Here is a 23,210-nt window from a genome sequence, read left to right on the forward strand (position 1 = left end):
AGATGTGGAGCTCCTCGGCCCGGCGGTCACGCTGGGCACCGGTCGCTCCGGAGTCGGCATCGTCGACGGCTTTACGGACCCGCTGCGGACCTGTGCCCTGCGGTAGCGGTGGCAGCCTGTCGGCAGGCAGCGTCACCACGCCTTCGTCGCGCCAAAGGGTACGAATCAAGCTCGCACCCCGCTGGTCCGCACCCCGGATGATCCAGACCCGGCGCGGACGCTGCGGAACGCCCTCCTGGCCGGGCTCCTCCCCCAGCACGAGTGCGGTGAGCTCCTCCGCTGTCAGCCGTCTGTCTGACAGCGGAGGTACGACATCGAGGCTCGACCTCGCCTCGTCGAACAGCTCGTCGCGTTCGAGGAGCAGCCGCCATGCCTCGGTCTCCGCCGATGCCAGCCATCGGGACGGGTCCCCTCCTGCAAGCAGGCAGCCAGCGCCTCCGCGTCCACGTCGTACTCGCCCGCCACGTCCTCCAGACTCACCCACCGTTCGTCGGGCAGCGTGGACAGGACTTTGGCGGCGGCGTCGAAGCCGGTCCTTTTGCTGACCCAGTAGTCGTATCGGGCGTTCGCCTCCCAGAGGAAGGTGACCTCATCCGGGTAGGCGCCGAGCGCTTCGAGGCCCAGACCGGTCAGCCGCCAGATGCGGTTGGCGCGGGTCAGCCACCCGGCCTTGCTCAGCGCGGTCGCGGTGTAGCCGAGATTGGTGTCCACGTCGCTCTTCGCCCTGGGGCCACGAGCGGCGACCCAGTCATCCGCCAGGGCAGGATCAGCCCGGTGGATCGACCGCTTCACTTCGCGGAGGGAAGGCCGTCCGGGAGATGCTCGGCAAGGACGGTCGCTGCCAGACGGACGGCACGGGCGCTGATCTCGAATGCGGTGGGCACAAATTTCTTTCGTGGGGCCGCGGAGTGTTCAGTCGAGGGCAACGGGTGTAGTTGGCTCCACGGCGCCGTTGACGGTGACCAGCAGCAGGTCACCGACGGTCGCGTCGTCCCCGAGTCCCAGGTCCGATACGGGCCGTGACCCTGGAATCTCACGTGCGGCGACCGGCATGAGATGAAGCTCGTTCTTCTCTCCCTGGAAGGCGAGCAGCACACAGGTCTCGTCTGCATGGATCTTCGACGCCACAGCGCTGAGGCGGTCGGGGAGCACGGCGCAGACCACGGTCAACCGCTGCCTTTCGGCCCGGGGGAAGGCCGAGATCATTTCCAGCAGCCCGGGGGCGGAGAGGGTGCCTTCCAGCAGGCGCGCCACACCTGCCCGGTCGCCTGACCGCTCGTCCTCCTGCGCATGCACGAACCGCACGATCGGCAAGCCGTCGTCCAGCACCTGTTGCCAGCGGGGCAGCATGAAGTCGATGTGCAACGCGTCCTCACGGGTCGCTCCCGCGTCGCCGACACGCTCGCCGAGGCCGGCCAGCCAGGCATTGATCTCGGCCCAGCGCCAGACGAGCGAGCGCCCGACCGTGCCCTCCGGGTCCGGAAACGCGCCGGCGTCTGATCGGCGCTCCCCGTTCACCCATTGGAGGACGTTCTGCCGACTGCGGCCTGTCCGCTCTGCGATATCCGACACGCCCACCAGATCGGGGTCCAGCCGCAGCAGTCGCAGCTGGGGCAGAGCGCTTCTCAGCCGTACGACCAGGCGGTGTGCGGCGTCGATGGCGCTGTCTCCCGACTCGGACAGGTCAAGCAGGTGCTTGTCCCTGTGCTGAGTGAGCAGTCCGTCGAACTCGTCGAAAATGACGCCGACCGCCAGGTCGTCGTCCACGCTGATGCCGTCCACGACGAATAGAAACTCGTACTCCATCTCGCCCTCGCCCCCCTTTGGCTGTGCTGTCACATGCCTACGCGCCAGGGTTCGCCACCCCTGTGAGGCAGACTTACCCAGGACCCATGCGTTGTCAAACGACAACACCCCCGCCAGGGGCACGGCGCGGGTCACCTTCCGGGAGCGGGCAGAGCTTCGCGCGCCGCGCGAGGTTACGTGCCGCGCGCCCCGGGTTCTTCGCCGTACCCGGGACCGGGATGGTGAGGCAGCCCCCTTCGGGGCGGGAGCAGGCAACGGACCTGCTTGCCTACGGGTGTCAGCGCGACGTCCCAGCCGGGCGCGAGGAGGTCCATCAGCGGGAGCCCATGACCGGACTCGGCGGCAGGGTCGTCGAGTTGGAACCCTGAGCGATGCGGCAGGCGGCGCCGGTCGGGGTCGTGGAGCCGGACCCACACTCCGGCCGGGTCCGACTCGACCTCTGCGATCAGGGGGACGCAGTCGCCGCAGGCATGGACGGCGTTGCCGTAGAGCTCGGAGAGGACGAGCTGGGCGGAGTCGACGAGGTCGCGAGCGACGCCCGCCCCGAGCAGGGTCGCCTCGGTGAGGCCACGGACCGCGCGGAGGTTGCGCGGGGAGGCGGACATGCGGAGGGCGAAGCCGGCAGGGGTCGGGGTGAGGTGGTGACCCGGGTCACCACCAGGTAGTCGTGTCCGCAGTCGCGGCAGAATGCCAGAGGAATCAGCGACTTTTCCCGGTGCTCAGGCACGCTGACCTGGTACTGGCTGGTCAGGTGGCGTTGCCCGGCAGGTTCGAAGCTGGTGTAGACCGTGTCGCCCTTGGAGAGGAACTGGTGCAGTCGGAAGGCGAACAGCGGGCGCCGATGCTGCGGGTGCCGCGCCTCGGCGCCCGCCCGGAGAATAGCCTCGATGGCACCTCGGCACAGGGTCTCGGGCTGCCCGCTCGCCTTGGCGAGTGCATGGCCCGCGTAGGGCACGGTGAGGTGTCCGGCGCACGAGCCGCCCGCCGGACTTCTTGTCCTCCACCAGGCCGAAGAAGTCCTCCACGTGCTCCTTGGAGCGGGAGTAACGGCGGCACCCATGGTGCAGGAGACCTTCGTCGACAAGCTCCGCGACGGTTCCCCCGCTACGGAAACTGGGGTTGAGCGAAATGCGCGGGTCCGGCCAGCGGGCCTTGCGGTTTCGCTCCTCGTCGAGGTGCCGTTGGATATCCCGGTCCCGCACGCCGATCAGCGAGCTGGTGAAAGCGTCATAGTCCCATTACCTGCCGTGATGCGCGGCCCTGCCGACATCACTGCCGGCCCCCCGGCCATCGGTGACGATCAGCCTACTGCCGCACGACACCCTCGGGACCCGGGAAACGTGTGGCCGACCGGAGCCGTGCCGTTGCATGGTTCACTCCGAGGTACTCAGAGAGAAGGGGAGCCCTTCGTGGCCCACGAGGTAGATCAGTCGTTCCTGGCCCTGCCGTTGCGCGCCCTCGCCGACGCGGCACTCGCCCGCGCCCGTGCGCTCGGCGCCGTACACGCGGACTTCCGGTTCGAGCGGGTGCGCGGCGCGTCCTGGCGGCTGCGGGACGCCCGGCCGTCCGGGACGTCGGACACCACCGACACCGGGTACGCGGTCCGGGTGGTGCACGGCGGGGCGTGGGGGTTCGCCTCCGGGGTGGACCTGACGATGGACGCGGCGGCGAAGGTGGCCTCGCAGGCCGTCGCCATGGCGAAGCTGTCGGCGAAGGTGATCGCGGCGGCCGGTTCCGACGAGCGCGTGGAGTTGGCGGACGAGCCGGTGCACGGCGAGCGGACCTGGGTGTCGTCGTACGAGCGGGACCCCTTCGACGTACCGGACGCGGAGAAGGCCGGGCTGCTCGCCGAGTGGAGCGCCCGGCTGCTGGCGGCCGACGGGGTCGCGCATGTGGACGCCTCTCTGATGACCGTCCACGAGAACAAGTTCTACGCGGACACGGCGGGCACCGTCACCACCCAGCAGCGGGTGCGGGTGCATCCGCAGCTGACGGCGGTGGCCGTGAACGGTACGACCGGTGAGTTCGACTCGATGCGGACGATCGCTCCGCCGGTGGGCCGGGGCTGGGAGTACCTCACGGGTACCGGCTGGGACTGGGACGCCGAGCTGGAGCGCATCCCGGGGCTGCTGGCCGAGAAGATGCGGGCGCCGAGCGTCGAGGCGGGGACGTACGACCTGGTCGTCGACCCGTCCAACCTGTGGCTGACCATCCACGAGTCGATCGGCCACGCGACCGAGCTGGACCGTGCGCTGGGCTACGAGGCGGCGTACGCGGGAACGTCGTTCGCGACGTTCGACCAGCTGGGGAAGCTGACGTACGGCTCCCCCGTGATGAACGTGACCGGCGACCGCACCGCCGAACACGGCCTGGCGACCATCGGGTACGACGACGAGGGCGTCGAGGCCCAGTCCTGGGACCTCGTCAAGGACGGGACCCTGGTGGGCTACCAGACGGACCGGCGGATCGCGAAGCTGACGGGCCTGGGCCGGTCCAACGGGTGCGCGTACGCCGACTCCCCTGAGCACGTCCCCGTGCAGCGCATGGCGAACGTCTCGCTGCAGCCGGATCCGGGCGGGCTCTCCACGGAGGACCTGATCGGCGGGGTGGAACGCGGGATCTATGTGGTCGGCGACCGGTCCTGGTCGATCGACATGCAGCGCTACAACTTCCAGTTCACCGGGCAGCGGTTCTTCAGGATCGAGAACGGCAGGCTGGCGGGCCAGCTGCGGGACGTGGCGTACCAGGCGACGACGACGGACTTCTGGGGCTCGATGGAGAAGGTCGGCGGTCCGCAGACCTATGTCCTGGGCGGCGCGTTCAACTGCGGCAAGGCCCAGCCGGGTCAGGTCGCGGCCGTCTCGCACGGCTGCCCTTCCGCCCTCTTCCGAGGCGTGAACATCCTCAACACGACGCAGGAGGCCGGACGATGAGCCGGGTCAGCAAGCCCTACGAGATCGTCGAGCGCGCACTGGAGCTGTCCACCGCCGACGGCTGCGTGGTCATCGCGGACGAGAACTCCTCCGCCAATCTGCGCTGGGCCGGAAACGCGCTCACCACGAACGGGGTGACGCGGGGACGGACCCTGACCGTGATCGCGACCGTGGACGGCGCCGAGGGAACGGCATCCGGTGTGGTGTCCCGCTCGGCCGTCACCGCCGACGACCTGGAACCGCTGGTGCGGGCCGCCGAGGCCGCCGCGCGCGGCGCCGGGCCCGCCGAGGACGCGCGGCCGCTGGTCTCCGGTGTCCCGGCGTCCGCCGACTTCACGGAACCGCCGGCCGGGACCGGCTCCGATGTCTTCGCCGATTTCGCCCCCGCGCTCGGTGACGCCTTCGCGCGGGCCCGCTCGGGCGGCCGTGAGCTGTACGGCTTCGCCCACCACCAGCTGAACTCGACGTATCTGGGTACGTCGACGGGGCTGCGGCTGCGCCATGACCAGCCGAACGGGACGCTGGAGCTGAACGCCAAGTCCCCCGACCGGACCCGTTCCGCCTGGGCGGGCAGGGCCACCCGGGATTTCAAGGACGTCGACCCGGCGGCCCTGGACGCCGAGCTGGCACAGCGCCTCGGCTGGGCGGAGCGCAGGATCGAGCTGCCCGCCGGACGCTACGAGACGCTGCTGCCGCCGACCGCGGTGGCCGATCTGCTGATCTACCAGTACTGGTCGGCGGGCGCCCGGGACGCCGCGGAGGGCCGGACGGTCTTCTCCCGGCCGGGCGGCGGTACGAGGATCGGCGAGACGCTGTCCGAGCTGCCGCTGACCCTGCGCAGCGATCCGCACGCTCCGGGGCTGGAGGCCGCCCCCTTCGTGATCGCGCACTCCTCGGGTGACGGCTCCTCGGTCTTCGACAACGGGCTGCCGCTGGCCCCGACGGACTGGATCAAGGACGGCCGGCTGGAGCGGCTGACCACGACCCGGCACTCCGCCGGGCTGACGGGCCTGCCGGTCGCCCCCTCGATGGACAACCTCGTCCTGGACGGCGGCGGTGAGCGGTCCCTGGAGGAGATGGTCGCCGCGACGACCGGCCGGGCCCTGCTGCTGACCTGCCTCTGGTACATCCGGGAGGTGGATCCGGCCACCCTGCTGCTGACCGGTCTGACCCGGGACGGGGTCTATCTGGTGGAGGACGGCGAGGTCGTCGGCGAGGTGAACAACTTCCGGTTCAACGAGTCGCCGGTCGGGCTGCTGTCCCGGGCGTCGGAGGCGGGCCGTACGGAGAAGACGCTGCCGCGCGAGTGGGGCGACTACTTCACCCGGGCCGCCATGCCCGCGCTGCGCATCCCCGACTTCCACATGAGCTCGGTCAGCCGGGGCGTATGACCGCCATAGACTGACCGGGCAACCGATCGAACCCAGTCGAACCCTCAGAGGAGAGAAACGACCGTGACGGACATCGTCGACGAGCTGAAGTGGCGCGGGCTGTTCGCCCAGTCCACCGACGAGGACGCATTGCGCAAGGCTCTCGCGGACGGCCCGGTCACCTTCTATTGCGGCTTCGACCCGACCGCGGCGAGTCTGCATGTGGGCCACCTGGTGCAGGTGCTCACCATGCGCCGGCTCCAGCTCGCGGGGCTGAAGCCGCTCGCCCTGGTCGGCGGGGCCACCGGCCAGATCGGTGACCCGCGGCCGACCGCGGAGCGCACGCTGAACGACCCGGAGACCATCGCCGCGTGGGTCCAGCGGCTGCGCGGGCAGATCGAGCCCTTCCTCACCTTCGAGGGCCCGAACGCCGCCACGATGGTGAACAACCTGGACTGGACCGCGGGCCTGTCCGCGATCGAGTTCCTCCGGGACATCGGCAAGCACTTCCGGGTCAACAAGATGCTCACCAAGGACTCGGTGGCCCGTCGGCTCGAGTCCCAGGAAGGCATCAGCTACACGGAGTTCAGCTACCAGCTCCTCCAGGGCATGGACTACCTGGAGCTGTACCGGCGCTACGGCTGCACCCTCCAGCAGGGCGGCAGCGACCAGTGGGGCAACCTCACGGCGGGGATCGACCTGATCCACCGCCTGGAGCCGGGCGCCGCCGTGCACGCCCTGGCGACACCGCTGATGGTGAAGGCCGACGGCACGAAGTTCGGCAAGTCCGAGAGCGGAGCCGTCTGGCTCGACCCGGAGATGACGACGCCGTACGCGTTCTACCAGTTCTGGCTGAATGTGGACGACCGGGACATCTCGACGTACATGCGCATCCTCAGCTTCAAGAGCCGCGAGGAGCTCGAGGAGCTGGAGAAGCTCACCGAGGAGCGTCCGCAGGCGCGTTCCGCTCAGCGGTCGCTGGCCGAGGAACTGACGACGCTGGTGCACGGCGGCGCGCAGTGCGCGGCGGTCATCGCGGCGTCGAAGGCGCTGTTCGGCCAGGGTGAGCTCGGCGAGCTGGACGAGGCGACGCTGAGTGCCGCCCTGTCCGAGGTGCCGCACGCCCAGGTGACCGAGCTGGGCCCGGTGGTGGACCTCCTGGTCGAGGTCGGGCTGTCCGCCAGCAAGTCGGCCGCCCGCCGTACGGTCAAGGAGGGCGGGGCCTACGTGAACAACACGAAGGTCACGGACGGCGAGAGCGCTCCGGCGCGCGAGGAACTGCTGCACGGGCGCTGGCTGGTCCTGCGCCGGGGCAAGAAGAACCTGGCAGCCGTCGAGGTCACCGCCGGCTGACGCCGACGAGCACGGCACTGCGGCCGGTCACGCGTGACGCGTGGCCGGCCGCGGTGCCGTGTCACCCCCGGGTCAGGCTCTCTGCCTCTTGGCCCGGTTGCCCCGGATGGACTGCCAGAGCATGTCTCCGACCCCGACGACGACCACGGCGCCGATCAGCTGCAGCACATGGCGGATCCAGTCGATCCCCTTGGTGTCGTTGACACCGATCCAGGTCGCGACGGCGTTGCCGAGGATGCTGCCCAGGATGCCGAACACCACCGTCAGCCAGAGGGGGATGCTCTGTTTCCCGGGCAGGATCGCCCGGGCGAGCAGGCCCAGTACCAGACCCACGATGATTGCCCACAACCAGCTCATATCGCCTCCTCGTGCGGCGCGGTGTGCGCGCGTTCGCCCAGTCTCGGCCTGCCGGGCGTACGCCGCATGCCGGACAGGGCCGTACGTGGAACCGCGGTACGGGCCCGTGCGTACCGGGCTCGCCCCGGCCTCGAATGCGGCGGACGCCGGGCGTACCGTAGGAGCGGCGCCGTCCGGGAAGTCCGGCACAGAGATCTGGTGGTGGAATCACTATGCGGAAGCAGAGCGGCACGGAGGTCTTCCGGATCACGGGCGCCCGGCAGGGCCTCGCCGATGATGTACGCGGCAGGCAGCGGCGCTACATCATCTCGATGTCCGTGCGCACCGTCTCCGTGGTGCTGGCCGCGACCCTGTGGAACGTCGAGAGGCATGTGGCCGTGGTGGCGCTCGCGTTGGGCGTTCTGCTCCCTTATGTCTCGGTGGTCATCGCCAACGCCGGCCGGGAGAACACCCCTTCCCTCCCGTCCACGTTCGTGCCCGCGCCGATGCGGCCCGCCCTCGGCGCGGCCCCTGCGACCGGTCCCGCCGAGCCCGCTCCGGAGCCCGGCGCCGCCGGTCACGGAGGCGCTTCGCGCCCTGCGGACTGAGCAGGAGCACTCCACGAAGCCCAAGAGGGCTCAGATCAATCGTGCCGTTCCGGTGCACCGGACCCCGACCCCCGTGACATACTTCGTGGGCGCTCCGCATCCCCCGTCGGAGCGACGGACCGACGCCGGGCAGCTCCCCCCGTGGCTGCTCGGCGTCGCCTTTCTCCGGCGGGGAGATGTGCGCAACGGTCCCGGACGGGACCGCTTAGGGTTGAGGCCGTGAACCTCCCCGACACTTCCGCCGAGAGCGCCACCGGCGCACCCGTCTGTTCTGCCAAGGGCTGCCGTGCCGACGCCGTATGGGTGCTCGCCTGGAACAACCCGAAGCTGCACACTCCGGAGCGCCGCAAGACCTGGCTGGCCTGCGACGAGCACCGGGAGCATCTGTCCTCGTTCCTCGGTGTGCGCGGCTTCCTCAAGGACGTCGTCACACTCGCGGAGTGGGAGTCCTCAGCCGCCGATCGCTGACATCGGGCGGTCGGGCTGCAGGAAGGTGGGGTCGTCGAGGCCGGAGCCCGCCTTCTTGCCCCACATCGCGAGCTTCCAGATCCTGGCGATCTCCTCGTCCGGCGCGTCGGAGCGCAGGGCGCCGCGCAGATCCGTCTCCTCACGGGCGAAGAGGCAGGTGCGGACCTGTCCGTCGGCGGTGAGCCGGGTGCGGTCACAGGCCTGGCAGAAGGGCCTGGTCACGGAGGCGATGACGCCGACGCGGTGCGCACCGCCGTCGACGGTCCAGCGCTCCGCGGGTGCGGATCCGCGCTCCTCCTCCCCTTCCGCGGTGAGGGTGAAGCGCGTGCGCAACGAGGCGAGGATGTCACCTGCGGTGATCATTCCGTCGCGCTTCCAGCCGTGCTGTGCGTCGAGCGGCATCTGTTCGATGAAGCGGAGCTCGTAGGCGTTCTCCACGGCCCAGGCCAGCAGCTCCGGGGCCTCGTCCTCGTTGAGGCCGGGCATGAGGACGGAGTTGACCTTGACCGGGGTGAGTCCCGCTGCGCGGGCGGCCTGGAGTCCTTCCAGGACGTCCTTGTGCCGGTCACGGCGGGTGAGCGTCTTGAAGACGTCGGGGCGCAGGGTGTCCAGGGATACGTTCACCCGGTCCAGGCCTGCCGCCTTCAGGGCGGCGGCGGTGCGCTTGAGCCCGATGCCGTTGGTGGTGAGCGACATCCTGGGGCGGGGCTCCAGGGCGGCGCACTGCTCCACGATGGAGACGAGGCCGGGGCGCAGCAGCGGCTCACCGCCGGTGAAGCGGACCTCCGTGATGCCGAGATCGGTGACGGCTATACGGATGAGCCGGACGATCTCGTCGTCGCTGAGCAGCTCGGTCTTGGAGAGCCACTGCAGGCCTTCTTCGGGCATGCAGTAGGTGCAGCGGAGATTGCACTTGTCGGTCAGGGAAACACGCAGGTCGGTGGCGACCCGGCCGTAGGTGTCGATGAGCACTGTGGGCCCCCTCCCCCGGGTGATGTCCGCGCGGTTGCGGTCTGACTCCTCCGAGAGTACGCGAGACCGGTGACATCGAGGGGGCTCGGTTGACACGAGGTGCCACGGGGCCCCGTCGTAGGTCTCTACGACGGGGCCCCGTCAAGGCGCGGCAGGCGGCAGGCGGATCAGTGGGCTCCGGTGCCGGTGAGCGACTTGACCTCGAGTTCGGCGTACTTGCCCTTGTCGGGCTCCTCCTTGGACAGGACCGATCCGACCCAGCCCAGCAGGAAGCCCAGCGGGATGGAGATGAGGCCGGGGTTCTCCAGGGGGAACCAGGCGAAGTCCACGTCCGGGAACATCGAGCTGGCCTTCCCGGAGACGACCGGGGAGAACAGCACCAGGAAGACGGACGAGGCGAGACCGCCGTAGATGGACCAGAGGGCGCCCTGGGTGGTGAAGCGCTTCCAGAAGAGGCTGTAGAGGATGGTCGGCAGGTTGGCCGACGCGGCGACGGCGAAGGCCAGGGCCACGAGTCCCGCGACGTTCAGGTCGCGGGCCATCGCGCCGAGTGCGATGGAGACGACACCGATGGCGACGGTGGCCCACTTCGCGGCGCGCATCTCCTCCTTCTCCGTGGCCTGTCCCTTGCGGATGACATTGGCGTAGATGTCGTGGGCGAAGGAGGACGAGGAGGCGAGGGTGAGGCCCGCGACGACGGCGAGGATCGTGGCGAAGGCGACGGCCGAGATGACGGCGAGCATGATCGCGCCGCCCGTGGTGCCCACCCCGCCGAGGTACTCGGCGAGCTGTGGTGCCGCCGCGTTGCCCGCCGGGTTCTTCGCCGTGATCTCCTCCGGGCCGATCAGGGCCGCGGCGCCGAACCCGAGGGCGATCGTCATCAGGTAGAAGGCCCCGATGATGCCGATGGCCCAGTTGACCGACTTACGGGCGGCCTTGGCGGTCGGCACGGTGTAGAAGCGGATCAGGATGTGCGGCAGGCCGGCGGTGCCCAGGACGAGCGCGATGCCGAGGGAGATGAAGTCCAGCTTCGAGATGTCGGTGGCGCCGTACTTGAGGCCCGGCTCCAGGAACGCGGCGCCGTGGCCGCTCTTCTCGGCCGCGGTGCCCAGGAGGTCGGAGACGTTGAAGTCGAACTTCCAGAGCACCATGACCGTCATCAGCAGTGCGCCCGCGATGAGCAGCACGGCCTTGACCATCTGGACCCAGGTGGTGCCCTTCATCCCGCCGATGGTGACGTAGACGATCATCAGGACGCCGACCAGCGCCACGATGAGGATCTTGCCCGCGTCGCTGGTGATGCCGAGCAGCAGCGAGACGAGGACGCCCGCACCCGCCATCTGGGCCAGCAGGTAGAAGATCGACACGACGATGGTGGAGACACCCGCGGCGGTGCGTACGGGCCTCTGCCGCATCCGGTAGGCGAGGACGTCGCCCATGGTGTAGCGGCCCGAGTTCCGCAGCGGTTCGGCGACGAGCAGCAGGGCGACGAGCCAGGCGACGAGGAAGCCGATGGAGTAGAGGAAGCCGTCGTAGCCGAAGAGGGCGATGGCACCGGCGATCCCGAGGAAGGACGCCGCCGACATGTAGTCGCCGGAGACGGCGAGGCCGTTCTGGAAGGCGGTGAACTGCCGCCCGCCCGCGTAGAAGTCCGACGCGCTCTTGGTCTGCCGGCCGGCCCAGACGGTGATGCCCAGGGTGGCCGCGACGAAGACCGCGAAGAGGCTGATGATCAGCGGTCGGTGCTCGGTCGTCGACGACGACGCGGCGAGCTGGATCACGGTGTGCGATGCGTACCCGGCGCTCATGCGTCGGCCTCCAGACGGGACTTGATGGCCGCCGCCTGCGGGTCGAGCTTGTTCGTGGCGTGGCGCGAGTAGAACCAGGCGATGAGGAACGTGGTCGCGAACTGCGCGAGGCCGAACACGAAGGCGACGTTGAAGTTCGCGAAGACGATCTTGCTCATGAAGTCGTCGGCATAGCTGGACAGCAGCACGTACAGCAGGTACCAGGCGATGAAGCCGACGGTCAGCGGAAAGGCGAAGGAGCGGTGGGAACGACGCAGTTCGGCGAACTCCGCACTGTTCTGCGCCTCGAGGAACGCCTCGGTCGTGGGCTGGACGGGACTGCCGTCCTCAGGGCTCTGGGGCGGCGGTGCTTCGGTGGCCACGGATTCTCCTCGCGACGCGGGTGCGGTAGTGGGAACGGTGGAATTCACGGGGAGTCCTCTGCGAAGTGAGGGTTCGTGCACGACTCCCTGTGCAACGGCACGGAGAGCGCGACGAAGCGGTTCACCGCAGGTTCGGTCTTCTCCGGCCGAGTCATACGGACGCGACTCGCGGAGGTCACACCTCGAACTCACTTGCCCGTATCCGTTGATGCGCCGGGAAGATCAGCGATAACTTCACTGGTCATGTACCGGACCGGACACGCCTGTGTCCGACTCCACCGGCACGGATGATGTGGAGAACCCATGGCTCATCTGGCATCCAGACGGACTCGCGTACTCACGCTGCCCGTCGGACTCGCGCTCACGGCCTCGCTCGGCTTCCTCCCGACGGGGGCCGCGGCCGCGGCACCCGCGGACGAGCCGACGGCTGTGGTTCGCACGGACGGCCCCCAGCTGTCGTACGTCGTGAACACGCGGGCGGGTCACGGCACCGTCAAGCAGGTACGGAAGGCGATATCCGCGGCCGGCGGAACCGTCGTGACGTCGTACGACACGATAGGCGTCATCGTCGTCCACTCGACGAACCCGGACTTCGGCGCGACGATCCGCAAGGCCAAGGGCGTCCAGTCGGCCGGCGCCACACGCACCAACCCGATCGTTCCGCAGGCGACGAAGGACATCGGGGTCGAGCAGCCCCTGACCGCCGCACAGGCGCGGGCGGCATCCGAGGACGCGGTGGCGGGCCAGGACCCCCTGGAGCCCCTGCAGTGGGACCTGCCCGCCATCAAGGCGGACAAGGCGCACGAGAAGTCACTCGGCAGCAGCAAGGTCACGGTCGCCGTCATCGACACGGGTGTGGACGACACGCACCCGGACCTGGCCCCGAACTTCGACCGTGCGGCCTCGGTGAGCTGTGTGTCCGGCGTCCCGGACACCACGGACGGCGCCTGGCGGCCCGCGGCCGGTGAGAGCGACCACGGCACGCACGTCGCGGGCACCATAGCCGCCGCGAAGAACGGCACCGGCGTCACCGGCGTCGCGCCCGGGGTGAAGGTCTCCGGCATCAAGGTGTCCACGCCGGCCGGATTCTTCTACGCCGAGGCAGTCGTCTGCGGCTTCGTCTGGGCCGCCGAGCACGGCGTCGATGTGACCAACAACAGCTATTACACCGACCCCTGGCTGTTCAACTGCAAGAACGACCCGGACCAGGGCGCCCTGGTCGAGTCGGTCACCCGCGCCACGCGTTACGCGGAGGGCAAGGGCGTCGTCAACGTCGCCGCGGCCGGCAACTCCGACCACGACCTGGCGCTCGACGCCATCGAGGACACGACGAGCCCCAACGACACGACGACGGTCACGCGCACGGTCGACCCGAGTGCCTGCCCCGACATCCCGACCATGCTGCCGGGTGTCGTGACGGTCTCCGCGACCGGTGCGAAGAACCTCAAGTCCTCGTACTCGAACTACGGTCTCGGGGTCGTCGACGTGGCCGCCCCGGGCGGTGACTCGACGCGCTACCAGGCGCCCGAGGCGCCGGCGGACAACGGTCTGATCCTCTCCACGCTGCCCGGCGGTGGATTCGGCTACAAGGCCGGTACGTCGATGGCGTCCCCGCACGTCGCGGGTGTCGCGGCCCTGATCAAGTCGACCCACCCGCGCGCCTCGGCGGCCGGGGTGAAGGCGCTGCTGACGCACCAGGCCGACGCCACCGCGTGCGGCGCGCCGTACGACATCGACGGTGACGGCACCGTCGACGCGGTCTGCGAGGGCGGCAAGCAGTACAACGGCTTCTACGGAGCCGGTGTCGTGGACGCGCTGGACGCTGTCCGCAGGTAAGGCACGCGGAAGGGGCCGGGGACAGCTGTCCCCGGCCCCTTCCGCGTTGCGGCTACGGGCTCACGGGTCACGGCTTGATGAGGACCTTGAGCGCGGTGCGCTCGTCCATCGCCTTGTAGCCTCCCGGCACCCCGTCCAGCCCGACCGACAGGTCGAAGACCGGCGACGGGTCGATCGTGCCGTCCAGCACGTCGGGGAGCAGTTCCGGGATGTACGTACGCACGGGGGCTACGCCGCCCCGCAGTGCGATGTTCCGGTCGAACATCACGCCGAGGTCGACGCCGGTGCCGCTGCCGTGCGGGACCCCGACATATCCGACGGAGCCGCCGTCGCGGACGATGCCGAGGGCCGTGCGCATCGACTGCTCCGTGCCGACCGCCTCGATCACCCCGTGGGTGCCTTCGCCCCGCGTCAGTTCCCGTACGGCCGCGAGTGCCGCCTCGCCGCGCTCGGCGACGACGTCCGTGGCGCCGAAGGCGCGGGCGATGTCGGTACGGGCCTGATGGCGGCCCAGTGCGATGATCCGCTCGGCGCCGAGCCGCTTGGCCGCCATGACACCGCACAGGCCGACCGCGCCGTCACCGACGACCGCGACGGTGCTGCCGGGCCTGACCCCCGCGCCCAGCGCGGCGTGGTGTCCGGTGCCCAGGACGTCGGAGAGCGCCAGGAGCGCGGTGAGCAGCCGTTCGTCGGACGCGGCCGCCGCCGGGAGCCTGACCAGGGTGCCGTCGGCGAACGGGACGCGGACGGCCTCGCCCTGGCCCCCGTCGGAACCGGCCGATCCCCAGAAGCCGCCCTGGGGGCAGGAGGTGGTGAGCCCTTCCGCGCAGTACGTGCAGGTGCCGTCGGACCAGACGAAGGGGGCTACGACGAGGTCACCGACGGCGAAGCCGTTGACCCCGGAGCCCACCTCCTCGACGACGCCGAGGAACTCATGGCCGATACGCTGACCCGGCTGCCGGACCGATTCGCCGCGGTAGGCCCACAGGTCACTGCCGCAGATGCAGGCCCTCAGGACCCGAAGGACCACGTCGGTGGGCTGCTGGACCGTGGCGTCGGGCACCTCCTCCACACGGATGTCGTGGGGGGCATGGATCACGGTGGCGCGCATGCGTGCGGGTCCTCGCTCGTCTCAGATTCTGATACTCCCTTCACGGTACGCCCCGGGGGCGGCGCCGGCGGAATCCACCGTTCCGCCGAGCGCCCCACGGGTGAGCAGGTACTGCGCCGCCAGGTAGGTCAGCATGATCCAGAAGTCGTGGGCGGGGAGCTGCGGCCGGTCCGCGATGCCGGTGGCGATGAGGCCGTCGGAGAGCAGGAAGAGCGCGCCGCCGAGCACCGCGTACCGGCCGAGGGCGCCCGCGCGCCAGGCCATGGCCGCGAGCAGCACGCTGTAACCCGTCAGCGGGATCCGCAGCTCGCCCGGCAGGCCGGGCCACAGGAAAGCGAGGAAGGCCACGAGCGCGGCGGCGTACACGAGGCCCGCTGCCGGCCGGAGCCGGGAACGGCCGAAGAGCAGGAGATAGCAGACGTGGCCTGCGGCGAAGCAGGCCATCCCGGCGAGGAAGGCGGCCTCCGAGTCGGGCATCAGCAGGACGTCCCCGGCCCAGCCGCACAGCAGCGCGGCGACGAGCAGCCGGGGGCCGCCGCGCGCCGCCGCGCAGGCGGCGAGCAGGGGCATCAGCAGCGGCTTGGCGACGAGGTGGGCGGTCTGCGCCCCGGGACGTTGTTACCGACAAGCATGTGAGACGCGGCGTCATCAGGATGTGGCGGGTTCCGCCAACTGCCCCGCGAACCTCCCTGCCGGTCACGTCCGTTCCTTCCGCCGAGTGGCGCCCCCTCACACCCCCGCCGCTCCCAGCAGCGTCCCCGCCCCGTACGTCACCCCCATGGCCACCGCTCCCCCGGCCACGTTCCGCAGCACCGCCCGTCCCACCGGCGCCTCGCCCAGCCGGGCGCTCCACCACCCCGTGAGGGCCAGCGCCGCCAGCACGGACAGCACGGTGACGGGCAGCCGCGCCGAGGACGGCGGCAGCACGATCGCCAGGAGCGGCAGCAGCGCGCCCACCGTGAAGGCCAGGAAGCTCGCTCCCGCCGCGTGCCACGGGTCGGTCAGTTCGTCCGGGTCGATGCCCAGTTCGACCTCGGCGTGGGCGCGCAGCGCGTCCCGCCGCGTGAGCTGGACGGCGGCCTCCCGGGCGAGGCGGTTGCTCAGCCCCTTCTCCTCCAGGAGTCCGGCCAGCTCGGCGAGCTCGGCCTCCGGGGTCTCCTCGAGTTCCCGCTTCTCCGTCGCCAGCGCGGCCTTCTCCGAATCGCGCTGGGTGGACACCGACACGTATTCGCCCGCCGCCATCGACATGGAGCCCGCGAGCAGCCCGGCCAGGCCCGCCGTCAGCAAGGCGGAACGGTCCCCGGTGGCCCCGGCCACACCGACGACCAGGCCGGCTGTGGAGACCACCCCGTCGTTGGCTCCGAGCACCGCGGCCCGCAGCCAGTTGAGCCGGGCGCCCAAGCCGCCCCCGTGAGGTTCGTCGTGTGTCCGCGCCTGGGTGTCCGTCACCCCGGAAGCGTCTCACCGCACCCTTCCCTGACGCGTCCCCGACCCGCGGTTCCCTCACCCGGGTCAACTCCGCTCCTGAGCCGACGGGTTCACGGGCGGGGCCGCCCGGATAGGTCGCTGTCGGTCCCGGCCCGTATTCTCTGTGACCATGCTCGACGACCGTCAGACCGCAGCGCCGTGGCCGGCCGCGTATCCCCAGGGATACGCGGTCGTCGACGTGGAGACCACCGGACTCGCCCGCGACGACCGGATAGTGTCCGCTGCCGTGTACCGCCTGGACGCGAGAGGTGAGGTCGAGGACCACTGGTACACCCTGGTGAACCCCGAGCGGGATCCCGGTCCCGTCTGGATCCATGGGCTGACCAGCGATGTCCTGGAGGGCGCGCCGCTCTTCCCGGAGATCGCCGCGCAGTTGTCCGAGCGGCTCGCCGGACGGGTGCTCGTCGCCCACAACGCGGCGTTCGACTGGTCGATGATCGCCCGGGAGTACGCGCGGGCGGCGGTCACCGCGCCCGTGGAGCAGCGACTGTGCACCATCGCGCTCGCCAAGGAGCTGCGGCTCCCCCTGCCCAACCACAAGCTGGAGTCGCTTGCCGCGCACTTCGGAGTGGTGCAGCAGCACGCGCACCACGCGCTGGACGACGCGCGGGTGCTGGCCGAGGCGTTCCGGCCGAGCCTGCACGCGGCCGCCGGCGGCGGGGTGCGGTTGCCGCTGCTGGAGTGCCGGCCGCTGACGGAGTGGTACGACTCCCCGGTCGCCCCGCGCGCCGGTTACCGGCCGTCGCAGGGTCAGGGCCAGGGCAGCTGGCGCCCCTCCCGCAAGCGGCCCGCGTGCCCGTATCCCAACCCCGGGCGCTACGAGTCGGACAAACCACTCATGCAAGGCATGCGAGTGGCCTTCTCCGGGGACACCTCGATCGAGCGGGAACTCCTGGAGGACCGCGCCGTGGAGGCCGGTCTGCACGTGGCGACCAGTGTGTCGCGGCTGACGAGCCTGCTCGTCACCAACGACCCGGACTCGGCGACGTCCAAGACGGTGAAGGCCAAGTCCTTCGGCACCCCGGTTCTGGAGGAGAGTGCCTTCACCCACCTGTTGAGGGATGTGGCACCGGCCAGGACGGTCGCCGTGCCGAAGCCGTCACCGTCATCGGAGTGAACCCGGGACGACTCGCCCCGCGCCGGCTCGCCCGCCGCCACCCGGCATCCCACCCTGTGGCGCATGGCACGTTGTGAGGTTTGCGGAAACGACTACGGGATGTCCTTCGAAGTGCACGCGCAGGGCGCGATTCATGTCTTCGACTGCTTCTCCTGCGCCATTCACCGCATGGCGCCCATCTGTGAGCACTGCCGGGTCCAGGTCATCGGCCAGGGCGTCGAGGTGGACGGCCACTGGTACTGCGGCGGCCACTGCGCCCGCGCCGAGGGAAGGGCGGGCATCGTGGACAAAGTATGACGGGGCCTCCCGTCCGCACGGGGACCCTCCGTGCCGCACCCCATGACCCCAGTTGTACGGTCATGGGGTGTACCGCTTCCTGTTGACCCGGCAGTGGGTGATTCTCACCCTCCTCGTCCTCGCCATGATCCCCACGATGGTGGAGCTGGGTTTCTGGCAGTTCCACCGGCATGAACACCGGGTCGAGCAGAACGCGCTCATCACCCGGAACCTCGAGGCGGACCCGGTCCCCGTCACCCGCCTCACCTCTCCCGGGCACACGGTCCCCCGCTCCGACTACTGGCGCGCCGTGACGGCCACCGGGACGTTCGACACGGAGCACGAGGTGGTCGTGCGCCGCCGCACCTCGCAGGACGAGCGCATCGGCGTACTGGTCCTGACCCCCCTGGACCTCAAGGGCGGCGGCACCGTACTGGTCAACCGCGGCTGGGTCCCGGCCGCGGACGACCAGCAGGCCTTCCCCGAGGTCCCCGCCCCGCCGAGCGGCGAGATCACCGTCACGGGCCGGCTCAAGGCGGACGAGACGACGAGCGCCAGCGGCATCAAGGACCTGGAAGGGCTGCCGGACCGCCAGGTGATGCTGATCAACAGCTCCCAGCAGTCGCACCTGCTCGACCGCCCGGTGCTGGGCGGGTACCTCGAGCTGACCGGCCCCGAACCCGCCGACGGCAGCCCCGAGACGATCGCCGCCCCCGACGACAGCTCCATCGGGCCCCACATGGCGTACGCCGTCCAGTGGTGGCTCTTCACCGCCGGGGTCCCCGTCGGCTGGGTCATTCTCGTACGCCGTGAGAAGCGCGACCGCGAAGAGGCCGCCAAGGACGGCGAGACCGCGCAGCAGCCGGAGCCGGCCACCGCCTGAGGGCCGTCACGCCCGGTGCGTTCGCACCTGTTCCGCTGCTTAGCGGAGCCCAGGTTCGGGAAGACGCCAGTGCGTGACCCCACCTATCGAGGACTACGCCGTCATCGGCGATCTCCAGACGGCCGCCCTGGTCGGCAGGAACGGTTCTGTCGACTGGCTGTGTCTGCCCCGCTTCGACTCGGGCGCCTGCTTCGCGGCCCTGCTCGGCGACGAGGAGAACGGCCACTGGCGCATCGCCCCCCAGGGCGCGGACAGCACCGACACCTGCACCCGGCGCGCCTACGTGGACGACTCCCTGGTTCTGGAGACCTTCTGGGAGACCAGGACCGGGACCGTCAAGGTCATCGACTTCATGCCGCAGCGCGACAAGGCCCCCGACGTCATGCGGATCGTCGAAGGGGTCAGCGGCAGCGTCGACATGAGCTCCGTCATGCGGCTCCGGTTCGACTTCGGCTCGGTGGTCCCGTGGATGCGCCGCTCGCACGGTCACCGGGTGGCCGTCGCGGGCCCCGACTCCGTCTGGCTGCGCAGCGAGCCGCCGGTGAAGACGTGGGGCCAGCAGTTCAGCACGTGCTCCTCCTTCACGGTCACCGAGGGCGAGTCGGTGGCGTTCGTCTTCACCTGGCACCCCTCGCACTCCCCCCGCCCGAAGCTGATCGACCCTCACAAGTCGCTGAAGCACACCCTGACCGACTGGGCGAAGTGGTCGGCGCGGTGCACCTACCGAGGCAGGCACCGGGAGGCGGTGCTCCGCTCCCTGATCACGCTGAAGGCGCTCACCTACGCCCCCACCGGCGGGATCGTGGCGGCCCTCACGACCTCACTGCCGGAGGAGATCGGGGGCGTACGGAACTGGGACTACCGCTACTGCTGGCTGCGGGACTCCACGCTCACCCTGGGTGCCATGATCTCCGCCGGATACCTGGAGGAGGCGGCCGCCTGGCGGGACTGGCTGCTGCGGGCCGTGGCCGGTGACCCCGCGGACCTCCAGATCATGTACGGGCTCGCCGGCGAACGCAGACTCCCCGAGACGGAGCTGCCGTGGCTGAGCGGCTACGAGAACTCACTGCCGGTCCGCACGGGCAACGCGGCGGTGCGGCAGCGGCAGCTCGACGTGTACGGCGAGGTCATCGACTCGCTCAGGGTGGCCCGCGAGGCCGGGCTCGACGACAAGCCGCACGCCTGGAATCTGCAGCTCAGTCTGCTCGGCTTCCTGGAATCCACCTGGCGCGAGCCGGACGAGGGCCTGTGGGAGGTACGCGGGCAGCGCCGCCACTTCGTGCACTCCAAGGTGATGGCCTGGGTCGCGGCCGACCGCGCGGTGCGCACCCTGGAGGAGCACCCGGCGCTGCCGGGCGACGCCGACCGGTGGCGGGCGATGCGGGACGCCGTACACGCGGAGGTCTGCGAGAAGGGCTACGACCCGGTGCGCAACACCTTCACCCAGTACTACGGCTCCCGGGAGCTGGACGCCTCGACGCTGCTCATCGTGCGCACCGGCTTCCTGCCCCCCGGTGATCCCCGGGCCATCGGGACCGTCGACGCGGTGCGCGACGATCTCGCCCACGACGGTCTGATCCGCCGCTACAGCACCGAGGGCGTGTCGGTCGACGGTCTCCCCGGCGACGAGGGGGCGTTCCTCGCGTGCTCGTTCTGGCTGGTGGACGCCCTGCTGCGGACGGGCCGGAGGGCCGAGGCCGAGGCGCTGTTCGACCGGCTGCTGGACCTGCGCAACGACGTGGGGCTGCTGGCCGAGGAGTACGACCCGGTGACCGGCCGCCAGCTCGGCAACTACCCGCAGGCGTTCAGCCACATCGGTCTGGTGAACAGCGCGGTCGACCTCGCCGGTGAGGACTTGGCAGGATAGGGCCATGGATCTTGGACTGAAGGACCGTGTCTACATCGTCACCGGCGCGACGCGCGGGCTGGGCAACGCCACCGCTCACACGCTCGCCGCCGACGGCGCGAAGGTGATCATCTCCGGCCGCGACGAGAGGAGCGCGGCCGAGGCCGCCGCCGAACTGGGCCCCGACGCGGTCGGACTCGCCGCGGACAACGCCGACCCGCTGGCCGCCCGGCGGCTGGTGGACACCGCGAAGGAGCGCTTCGGCCGGCTGGACGGCATTCTCATCAGCGTCGGCGGCCCAGCGCCGGGCTTCCTGGCCGACAACACGGACGACCAGTGGCAGTCGGCCTTCGAGTCGGTCTTCCTCGGTGCCGTACGCCTGGCCCGTACGGCGGCCGAGACACTCGGCGAGGGCGGTGTCATCGGCTTCGTCCTGTCCGGGTCGGTGCACGAGCCGATCGCCGGCCTGACGATCTCCAACGGGCTGCGCCCGGGCCTCGCCGGTTTCGCCAAGTCCCTCGCCGACGAGCTGGGCCCGCGTGGCATCCGGGTCGTCGGGGTGCTGCCGGCCCGGATCGACACGGACCGGGTGCGCGAGCTCGACGCCCTGTCCGGCGACGCCGAGGCGTCCCGTACGGTCAACGAGGCGCGCATCCCGCTGCGCCGCTACGGCACCCCGGAGGAATTCGGGAAGACCGCGGCCTTCCTGCTCTCCCCGGCCGCCTCCTATCTGACGGGCATCATGGTGCCCGTCGACGGCGGCTCCCGGCACGGGTTCTGACGGTCCGCCGACGGCGGACCGTCAGTTCACCCGGTCCGCGCGGTGCTTGACCGCCTTCAGACGGACCTCGGCGGGCAGCTCGTCCAGCCCGGCCGAGGTCCGCGCGTGAGCCAGCACACCCTCGGAGAGGCCACGCAGCGCCAGGCTCGGGGCCGCGTGCGGTTCCATCAGCAGCCGGATCCGGGCCCGCGGGGCGGTACGCCTGCCGGTCAGCGTGGCCTTGGCGTCGGAGACCCCGTCAAGGGAACCCGCCTCGTCACCGAGCACGCCCTCCAGGGCCCTGCCGCGCAGCAGCGCGCCCTCGCCGTCGCCGCTGTCGACCAGCACCTCGGCGAGGCGCCCGCGGCGCAGCTGGGCGAGGAGCCACCACAGCGCGAGGACCACCAGGACGGCGAGGACCGCGATGACGGTGGGCCACCACCAGCCCTCGTCCCGCCACCTGGTCCGGTCGGCCGTGCTGAGCAGCACGTCGCCCTTGCCGTCGAACGGCCACCAGGAGGGTACGGACAGGCCGAGACCCGTCGCGAGGACGGCGCCGCCGAGGACGAGGAGGATCAGTCCTGCCAGGCCGAGCAGAACCCGGTTGACGGTTTTGATCACGGGGTCACCCCTTCTTCGCCGGGCGGCGCACGTGCACGGAGAGGCCGGGCGGCCGCGCCAGACCCAGTTCGCTGACGGCCGTACCCAGCACGGTGTCCAGGTCGGCCCTGACGTCGTCGAGTTCACGGAAGTGCGAGACGACCCGCACGGTCGCCTTGCGCCGGCCCACCTTCACCCGCACGGACTGCACTCCGGCCACCTCCACGGCCCGGTCGCGCAGGACGAAGCCGGCGGCGGTCCGGTCGAGCCCGGCCCGTACACCCGCGTGCCGGCGGCTCATGGGGAGCACGGCGCGCAGTCCGGGGGTGAGGGCGAGAAAGAGCAGCCAGAGGCCGAGCGCGGCCGCCAGGGCGGATCCCGCGAGGACCCATACGTCGTCGAGGTGACGGCTCGCCAGGTCGTCGGCGGCGGAGCGCCGCCACCGCATGGCCGGGTGGTCGGCCCGCACCGCCGCGACGTCGTAGAGCAGGAGTCCGGAGCCGCCGAGGACGATCAGGGCGACCACTGCCGCGGGGATTCTGCGCCCGGACCAGAAGCGGCCCGCTCTGCCTCCCGGCTGCTCCGGCACGGGGGTGGGTTCGTAGGTCGAGCCGGACGCGGACTGGTCCATCTCGAGCACGCCGCCGGATGGCGCCGACTCGACGGCGGGCAGGCGCTGCGTACCGTTCTCCGGGCCGTGGGGCTCACTCATCGGATGCTTCCCTCCGGTGCGGTGCCCGCTCCCGACAGATGCAGCCGTTCGACCTGCACCGCCACTTCGGGCACCTCCATCCCCGCCAGTGCTCTTACCCGCTGGGCCACTTGCCGACGCACCGCCCCGCACTGACGGCCGATGTCGCCGGGGTAGGCGAGCTCGAGACTGACGCGCACGCGCGCGGTGTCACGGTGGACGGTGACAGTGGCGCGCGGGGCGGCGGCGTCGCCGGGCCGCTCGTCGACTGCCTCCTTCGCCGCCTGCGCGGCGATCTTCGCGACGACCCGGTCGGCGATCCGGGTCTGCCCGCGCCCGGCCGCGTCGGCCCGGCCTGTCACCCCCGTCACCGTCGCCGGTCGCCGCGCTCGCGACTCCGGAAGAAGTCGCCGGGTTCCAGGTCGCCGTCCAGGAAGCGGCCGGCGACGAAGCCGACCGCGCCCAGCGCGGCCACCAGCAGAAAGGCCCCGAACCCGCCGAAGTATCCGGCGAAACCGAGCGCCATGCCGGCCATGAGGCCGACCACAGCCATGCTCATCGTGTGCTCCTCAACTGCTGGACGTGG

General features: G+C 70.7%; 24 protein-coding genes and 1 pseudogene. 11 read left to right on the plus strand and 14 right to left on the minus strand.

What is annotated here, in order from left to right:
- Positions 1 to 282: 282 nt before the first annotated feature.
- From ACFYQ5_RS30010 to ACFYQ5_RS30020, 3 genes are all read right to left on the minus strand, one after another.
- Positions 283 to 711, minus strand: a complete 429-nt coding sequence (locus ACFYQ5_RS30010) for a hypothetical protein (RefSeq protein ID WP_389202058.1) — start codon at positions 709 to 711, stop codon at positions 283 to 285.
- A gap of 201 nt (positions 712 to 912) precedes the next feature.
- A complete protein-coding gene (locus ACFYQ5_RS30015; protein WP_389202059.1) occupies positions 913 to 1,839 on the minus strand; it encodes a helix-turn-helix transcriptional regulator in 927 nt (308 codons plus the stop codon).
- Positions 1,840 to 1,979: 140 nt separating this feature from the next.
- Positions 1,980 to 2,411, minus strand: coding sequence for an ATP-binding protein (locus ACFYQ5_RS30020; protein ID WP_389202061.1), 432 nt, complete (start codon positions 2,409 to 2,411; stop codon positions 1,980 to 1,982).
- Positions 2,412 to 3,215: 804 nt separating this feature from the next.
- On the opposite strand from ACFYQ5_RS30020, the gene ACFYQ5_RS30025 reads away from it, so the two are divergent.
- The 3 genes from ACFYQ5_RS30025 (at position 3,216) to tyrS (ending at position 7,462) form a co-directional block, all read left to right on the plus strand.
- On the plus strand, positions 3,216 to 4,739 hold the full coding sequence (locus ACFYQ5_RS30025; RefSeq protein ID WP_389202063.1) for a TldD/PmbA family protein: 1,524 nt from the start codon (positions 3,216 to 3,218) through the stop codon (positions 4,737 to 4,739).
- A complete protein-coding gene (locus ACFYQ5_RS30030) occupies positions 4,736 to 6,130 on the plus strand; it encodes a metallopeptidase TldD-related protein (RefSeq protein WP_389202064.1) in 1,395 nt (464 codons plus the stop codon). Before ACFYQ5_RS30025 ends, ACFYQ5_RS30030 begins: the two co-directional genes overlap by 4 nt.
- 63 nt (positions 6,131 to 6,193) lie before the next feature.
- The gene (gene tyrS, locus ACFYQ5_RS30035; RefSeq protein ID WP_389202066.1) at positions 6,194 to 7,462 is read left to right on the plus strand and encodes a tyrosine--tRNA ligase; all 1,269 of its coding nucleotides are present in this window, start codon (positions 6,194 to 6,196) and stop codon (positions 7,460 to 7,462) included.
- 72 nt (positions 7,463 to 7,534) lie between these two features.
- Here tyrS and ACFYQ5_RS30040 read toward each other — a convergent pair whose 3' ends face one another.
- Positions 7,535 to 7,819, minus strand: a complete 285-nt coding sequence (locus ACFYQ5_RS30040; RefSeq protein ID WP_389202067.1) for a GlsB/YeaQ/YmgE family stress response membrane protein — start codon at positions 7,817 to 7,819, stop codon at positions 7,535 to 7,537.
- A 212-nt stretch (positions 7,820 to 8,031) separates the two neighbouring features.
- Here ACFYQ5_RS30040 and ACFYQ5_RS30045 point away from each other — a divergent pair, with 212 nt between their 5' ends.
- Both ACFYQ5_RS30045 and ACFYQ5_RS30050 read left to right on the plus strand, forming a co-directional pair.
- Complete coding sequence (locus tag ACFYQ5_RS30045) at positions 8,032 to 8,406, plus strand: DUF3099 domain-containing protein (protein ID WP_389202069.1); 375 nt, start codon at positions 8,032 to 8,034, stop codon at positions 8,404 to 8,406.
- Positions 8,407 to 8,625: 219 nt separating this feature from the next.
- A complete protein-coding gene (locus tag ACFYQ5_RS30050; RefSeq protein ID WP_389202071.1) occupies positions 8,626 to 8,874 on the plus strand; it encodes a hypothetical protein in 249 nt (82 codons plus the stop codon).
- Here the strand turns inward: ACFYQ5_RS30050 and moaA are convergent.
- The 3 genes from moaA to ACFYQ5_RS30065 form a co-directional block, all read right to left on the minus strand.
- Positions 8,857 to 9,846, minus strand: coding sequence for a GTP 3',8-cyclase MoaA (moaA, locus tag ACFYQ5_RS30055; protein WP_389202073.1), 990 nt, complete (start codon positions 9,844 to 9,846; stop codon positions 8,857 to 8,859). The genes ACFYQ5_RS30050 and moaA overlap by 18 nt on opposite strands.
- Before the next feature lie 167 nt (positions 9,847 to 10,013).
- Positions 10,014 to 11,654: a cation acetate symporter gene (locus ACFYQ5_RS30060; protein WP_389202074.1), complete on the minus strand. Its 1,641-nt coding sequence runs from the start codon at positions 11,652 to 11,654 to the stop codon at positions 10,014 to 10,016.
- Positions 11,651 to 12,016, minus strand: a complete 366-nt coding sequence (locus ACFYQ5_RS30065; protein WP_147962052.1) for a DUF485 domain-containing protein — start codon at positions 12,014 to 12,016, stop codon at positions 11,651 to 11,653. The genes ACFYQ5_RS30060 and ACFYQ5_RS30065 overlap by 4 nt, the downstream gene beginning before the upstream one ends.
- 303 nt (positions 12,017 to 12,319) lie before the next feature.
- Here ACFYQ5_RS30065 and ACFYQ5_RS30070 point away from each other — a divergent pair, with 303 nt between their 5' ends.
- On the plus strand, positions 12,320 to 13,852 hold the full coding sequence (locus ACFYQ5_RS30070) for a S8 family serine peptidase (protein WP_389202077.1): 1,533 nt from the start codon (positions 12,320 to 12,322) through the stop codon (positions 13,850 to 13,852).
- Positions 13,853 to 13,919: 67 nt separating this feature from the next.
- On the opposite strand, the gene ACFYQ5_RS30075 is transcribed toward ACFYQ5_RS30070, so the two are convergent.
- The 3 genes and pseudogenes from ACFYQ5_RS30075 to ACFYQ5_RS30085 form a co-directional block, all read right to left on the minus strand.
- Positions 13,920 to 14,963: a zinc-dependent alcohol dehydrogenase family protein gene (locus ACFYQ5_RS30075; RefSeq protein WP_389202078.1), complete on the minus strand. Its 1,044-nt coding sequence runs from the start codon at positions 14,961 to 14,963 to the stop codon at positions 13,920 to 13,922.
- 21 nt (positions 14,964 to 14,984) lie between these two features.
- Positions 14,985 to 15,572 (minus strand): annotated as a pseudogene (locus ACFYQ5_RS30080) (lysoplasmalogenase); the annotation flags it as partial.
- 120 nt (positions 15,573 to 15,692) lie between these two features.
- A complete protein-coding gene (locus tag ACFYQ5_RS30085; RefSeq protein WP_389202079.1) occupies positions 15,693 to 16,412 on the minus strand; it encodes a VIT family protein in 720 nt (239 codons plus the stop codon).
- 142 nt (positions 16,413 to 16,554) lie between these two features.
- On the opposite strand from ACFYQ5_RS30085, the gene ACFYQ5_RS30090 reads away from it, so the two are divergent.
- From ACFYQ5_RS30090 to ACFYQ5_RS30110, 5 genes are all read left to right on the plus strand, one after another.
- Positions 16,555 to 17,568 carry a DEDDh family exonuclease gene (locus tag ACFYQ5_RS30090; protein ID WP_389202080.1) on the plus strand — a complete coding sequence of 338 codons (1,014 nt, stop codon included), beginning with the start codon at positions 16,555 to 16,557 and terminating at the stop codon, positions 17,566 to 17,568.
- 63 nt (positions 17,569 to 17,631) lie between these two features.
- Positions 17,632 to 17,865: a hypothetical protein gene (locus tag ACFYQ5_RS30095; protein WP_359476263.1), complete on the plus strand. Its 234-nt coding sequence runs from the start codon at positions 17,632 to 17,634 to the stop codon at positions 17,863 to 17,865.
- A gap of 67 nt (positions 17,866 to 17,932) precedes the next feature.
- A complete protein-coding gene (locus ACFYQ5_RS30100; RefSeq protein ID WP_389202082.1) occupies positions 17,933 to 18,727 on the plus strand; it encodes an SURF1 family protein in 795 nt (264 codons plus the stop codon).
- 73 nt (positions 18,728 to 18,800) lie between these two features.
- Positions 18,801 to 20,594: a glycoside hydrolase family 15 protein gene (locus tag ACFYQ5_RS30105; protein ID WP_389202084.1), complete on the plus strand. Its 1,794-nt coding sequence runs from the start codon at positions 18,801 to 18,803 to the stop codon at positions 20,592 to 20,594.
- Positions 20,595 to 20,598: 4 nt separating this feature from the next.
- Positions 20,599 to 21,354 (plus strand): SDR family oxidoreductase, encoded by a 756-nt coding sequence (locus ACFYQ5_RS30110; RefSeq protein ID WP_389202086.1) that lies wholly within the window; start codon positions 20,599 to 20,601, stop codon positions 21,352 to 21,354.
- A gap of 21 nt (positions 21,355 to 21,375) precedes the next feature.
- Here the strand turns inward: ACFYQ5_RS30110 and amaP are convergent, their stop codons facing one another.
- The 4 genes from amaP to ACFYQ5_RS30130 are packed head-to-tail and all read right to left on the minus strand — an operon-like array spanning position 21,376 to position 23,183.
- Entirely contained in the window at positions 21,376 to 21,954 is a 579-nt protein-coding gene (gene amaP, locus ACFYQ5_RS30115) for an alkaline shock response membrane anchor protein AmaP (protein ID WP_389202088.1), read from the minus strand.
- 4 nt (positions 21,955 to 21,958) lie between these two features.
- Positions 21,959 to 22,645, minus strand: a complete 687-nt coding sequence (locus ACFYQ5_RS30120) for a DUF6286 domain-containing protein (protein ID WP_389202090.1) — start codon at positions 22,643 to 22,645, stop codon at positions 21,959 to 21,961.
- Positions 22,642 to 22,995, minus strand: coding sequence for a hypothetical protein (locus ACFYQ5_RS30125; protein WP_389202092.1), 354 nt, complete (start codon positions 22,993 to 22,995; stop codon positions 22,642 to 22,644). The genes ACFYQ5_RS30120 and ACFYQ5_RS30125 overlap by 4 nt, the downstream gene beginning before the upstream one ends.
- On the minus strand, positions 22,992 to 23,183 hold the full coding sequence (locus ACFYQ5_RS30130) for a hypothetical protein (protein ID WP_351278943.1): 192 nt from the start codon (positions 23,181 to 23,183) through the stop codon (positions 22,992 to 22,994). Before ACFYQ5_RS30130 ends, ACFYQ5_RS30125 begins: the two co-directional genes overlap by 4 nt.
- Positions 23,184 to 23,210 lie beyond the last annotated feature (27 nt).

This window comes from Streptomyces sp. NPDC005794 (assembly GCF_042871445.1).
GTDB lineage: Bacteria > Actinomycetota > Actinomycetes > Streptomycetales > Streptomycetaceae > Streptomyces.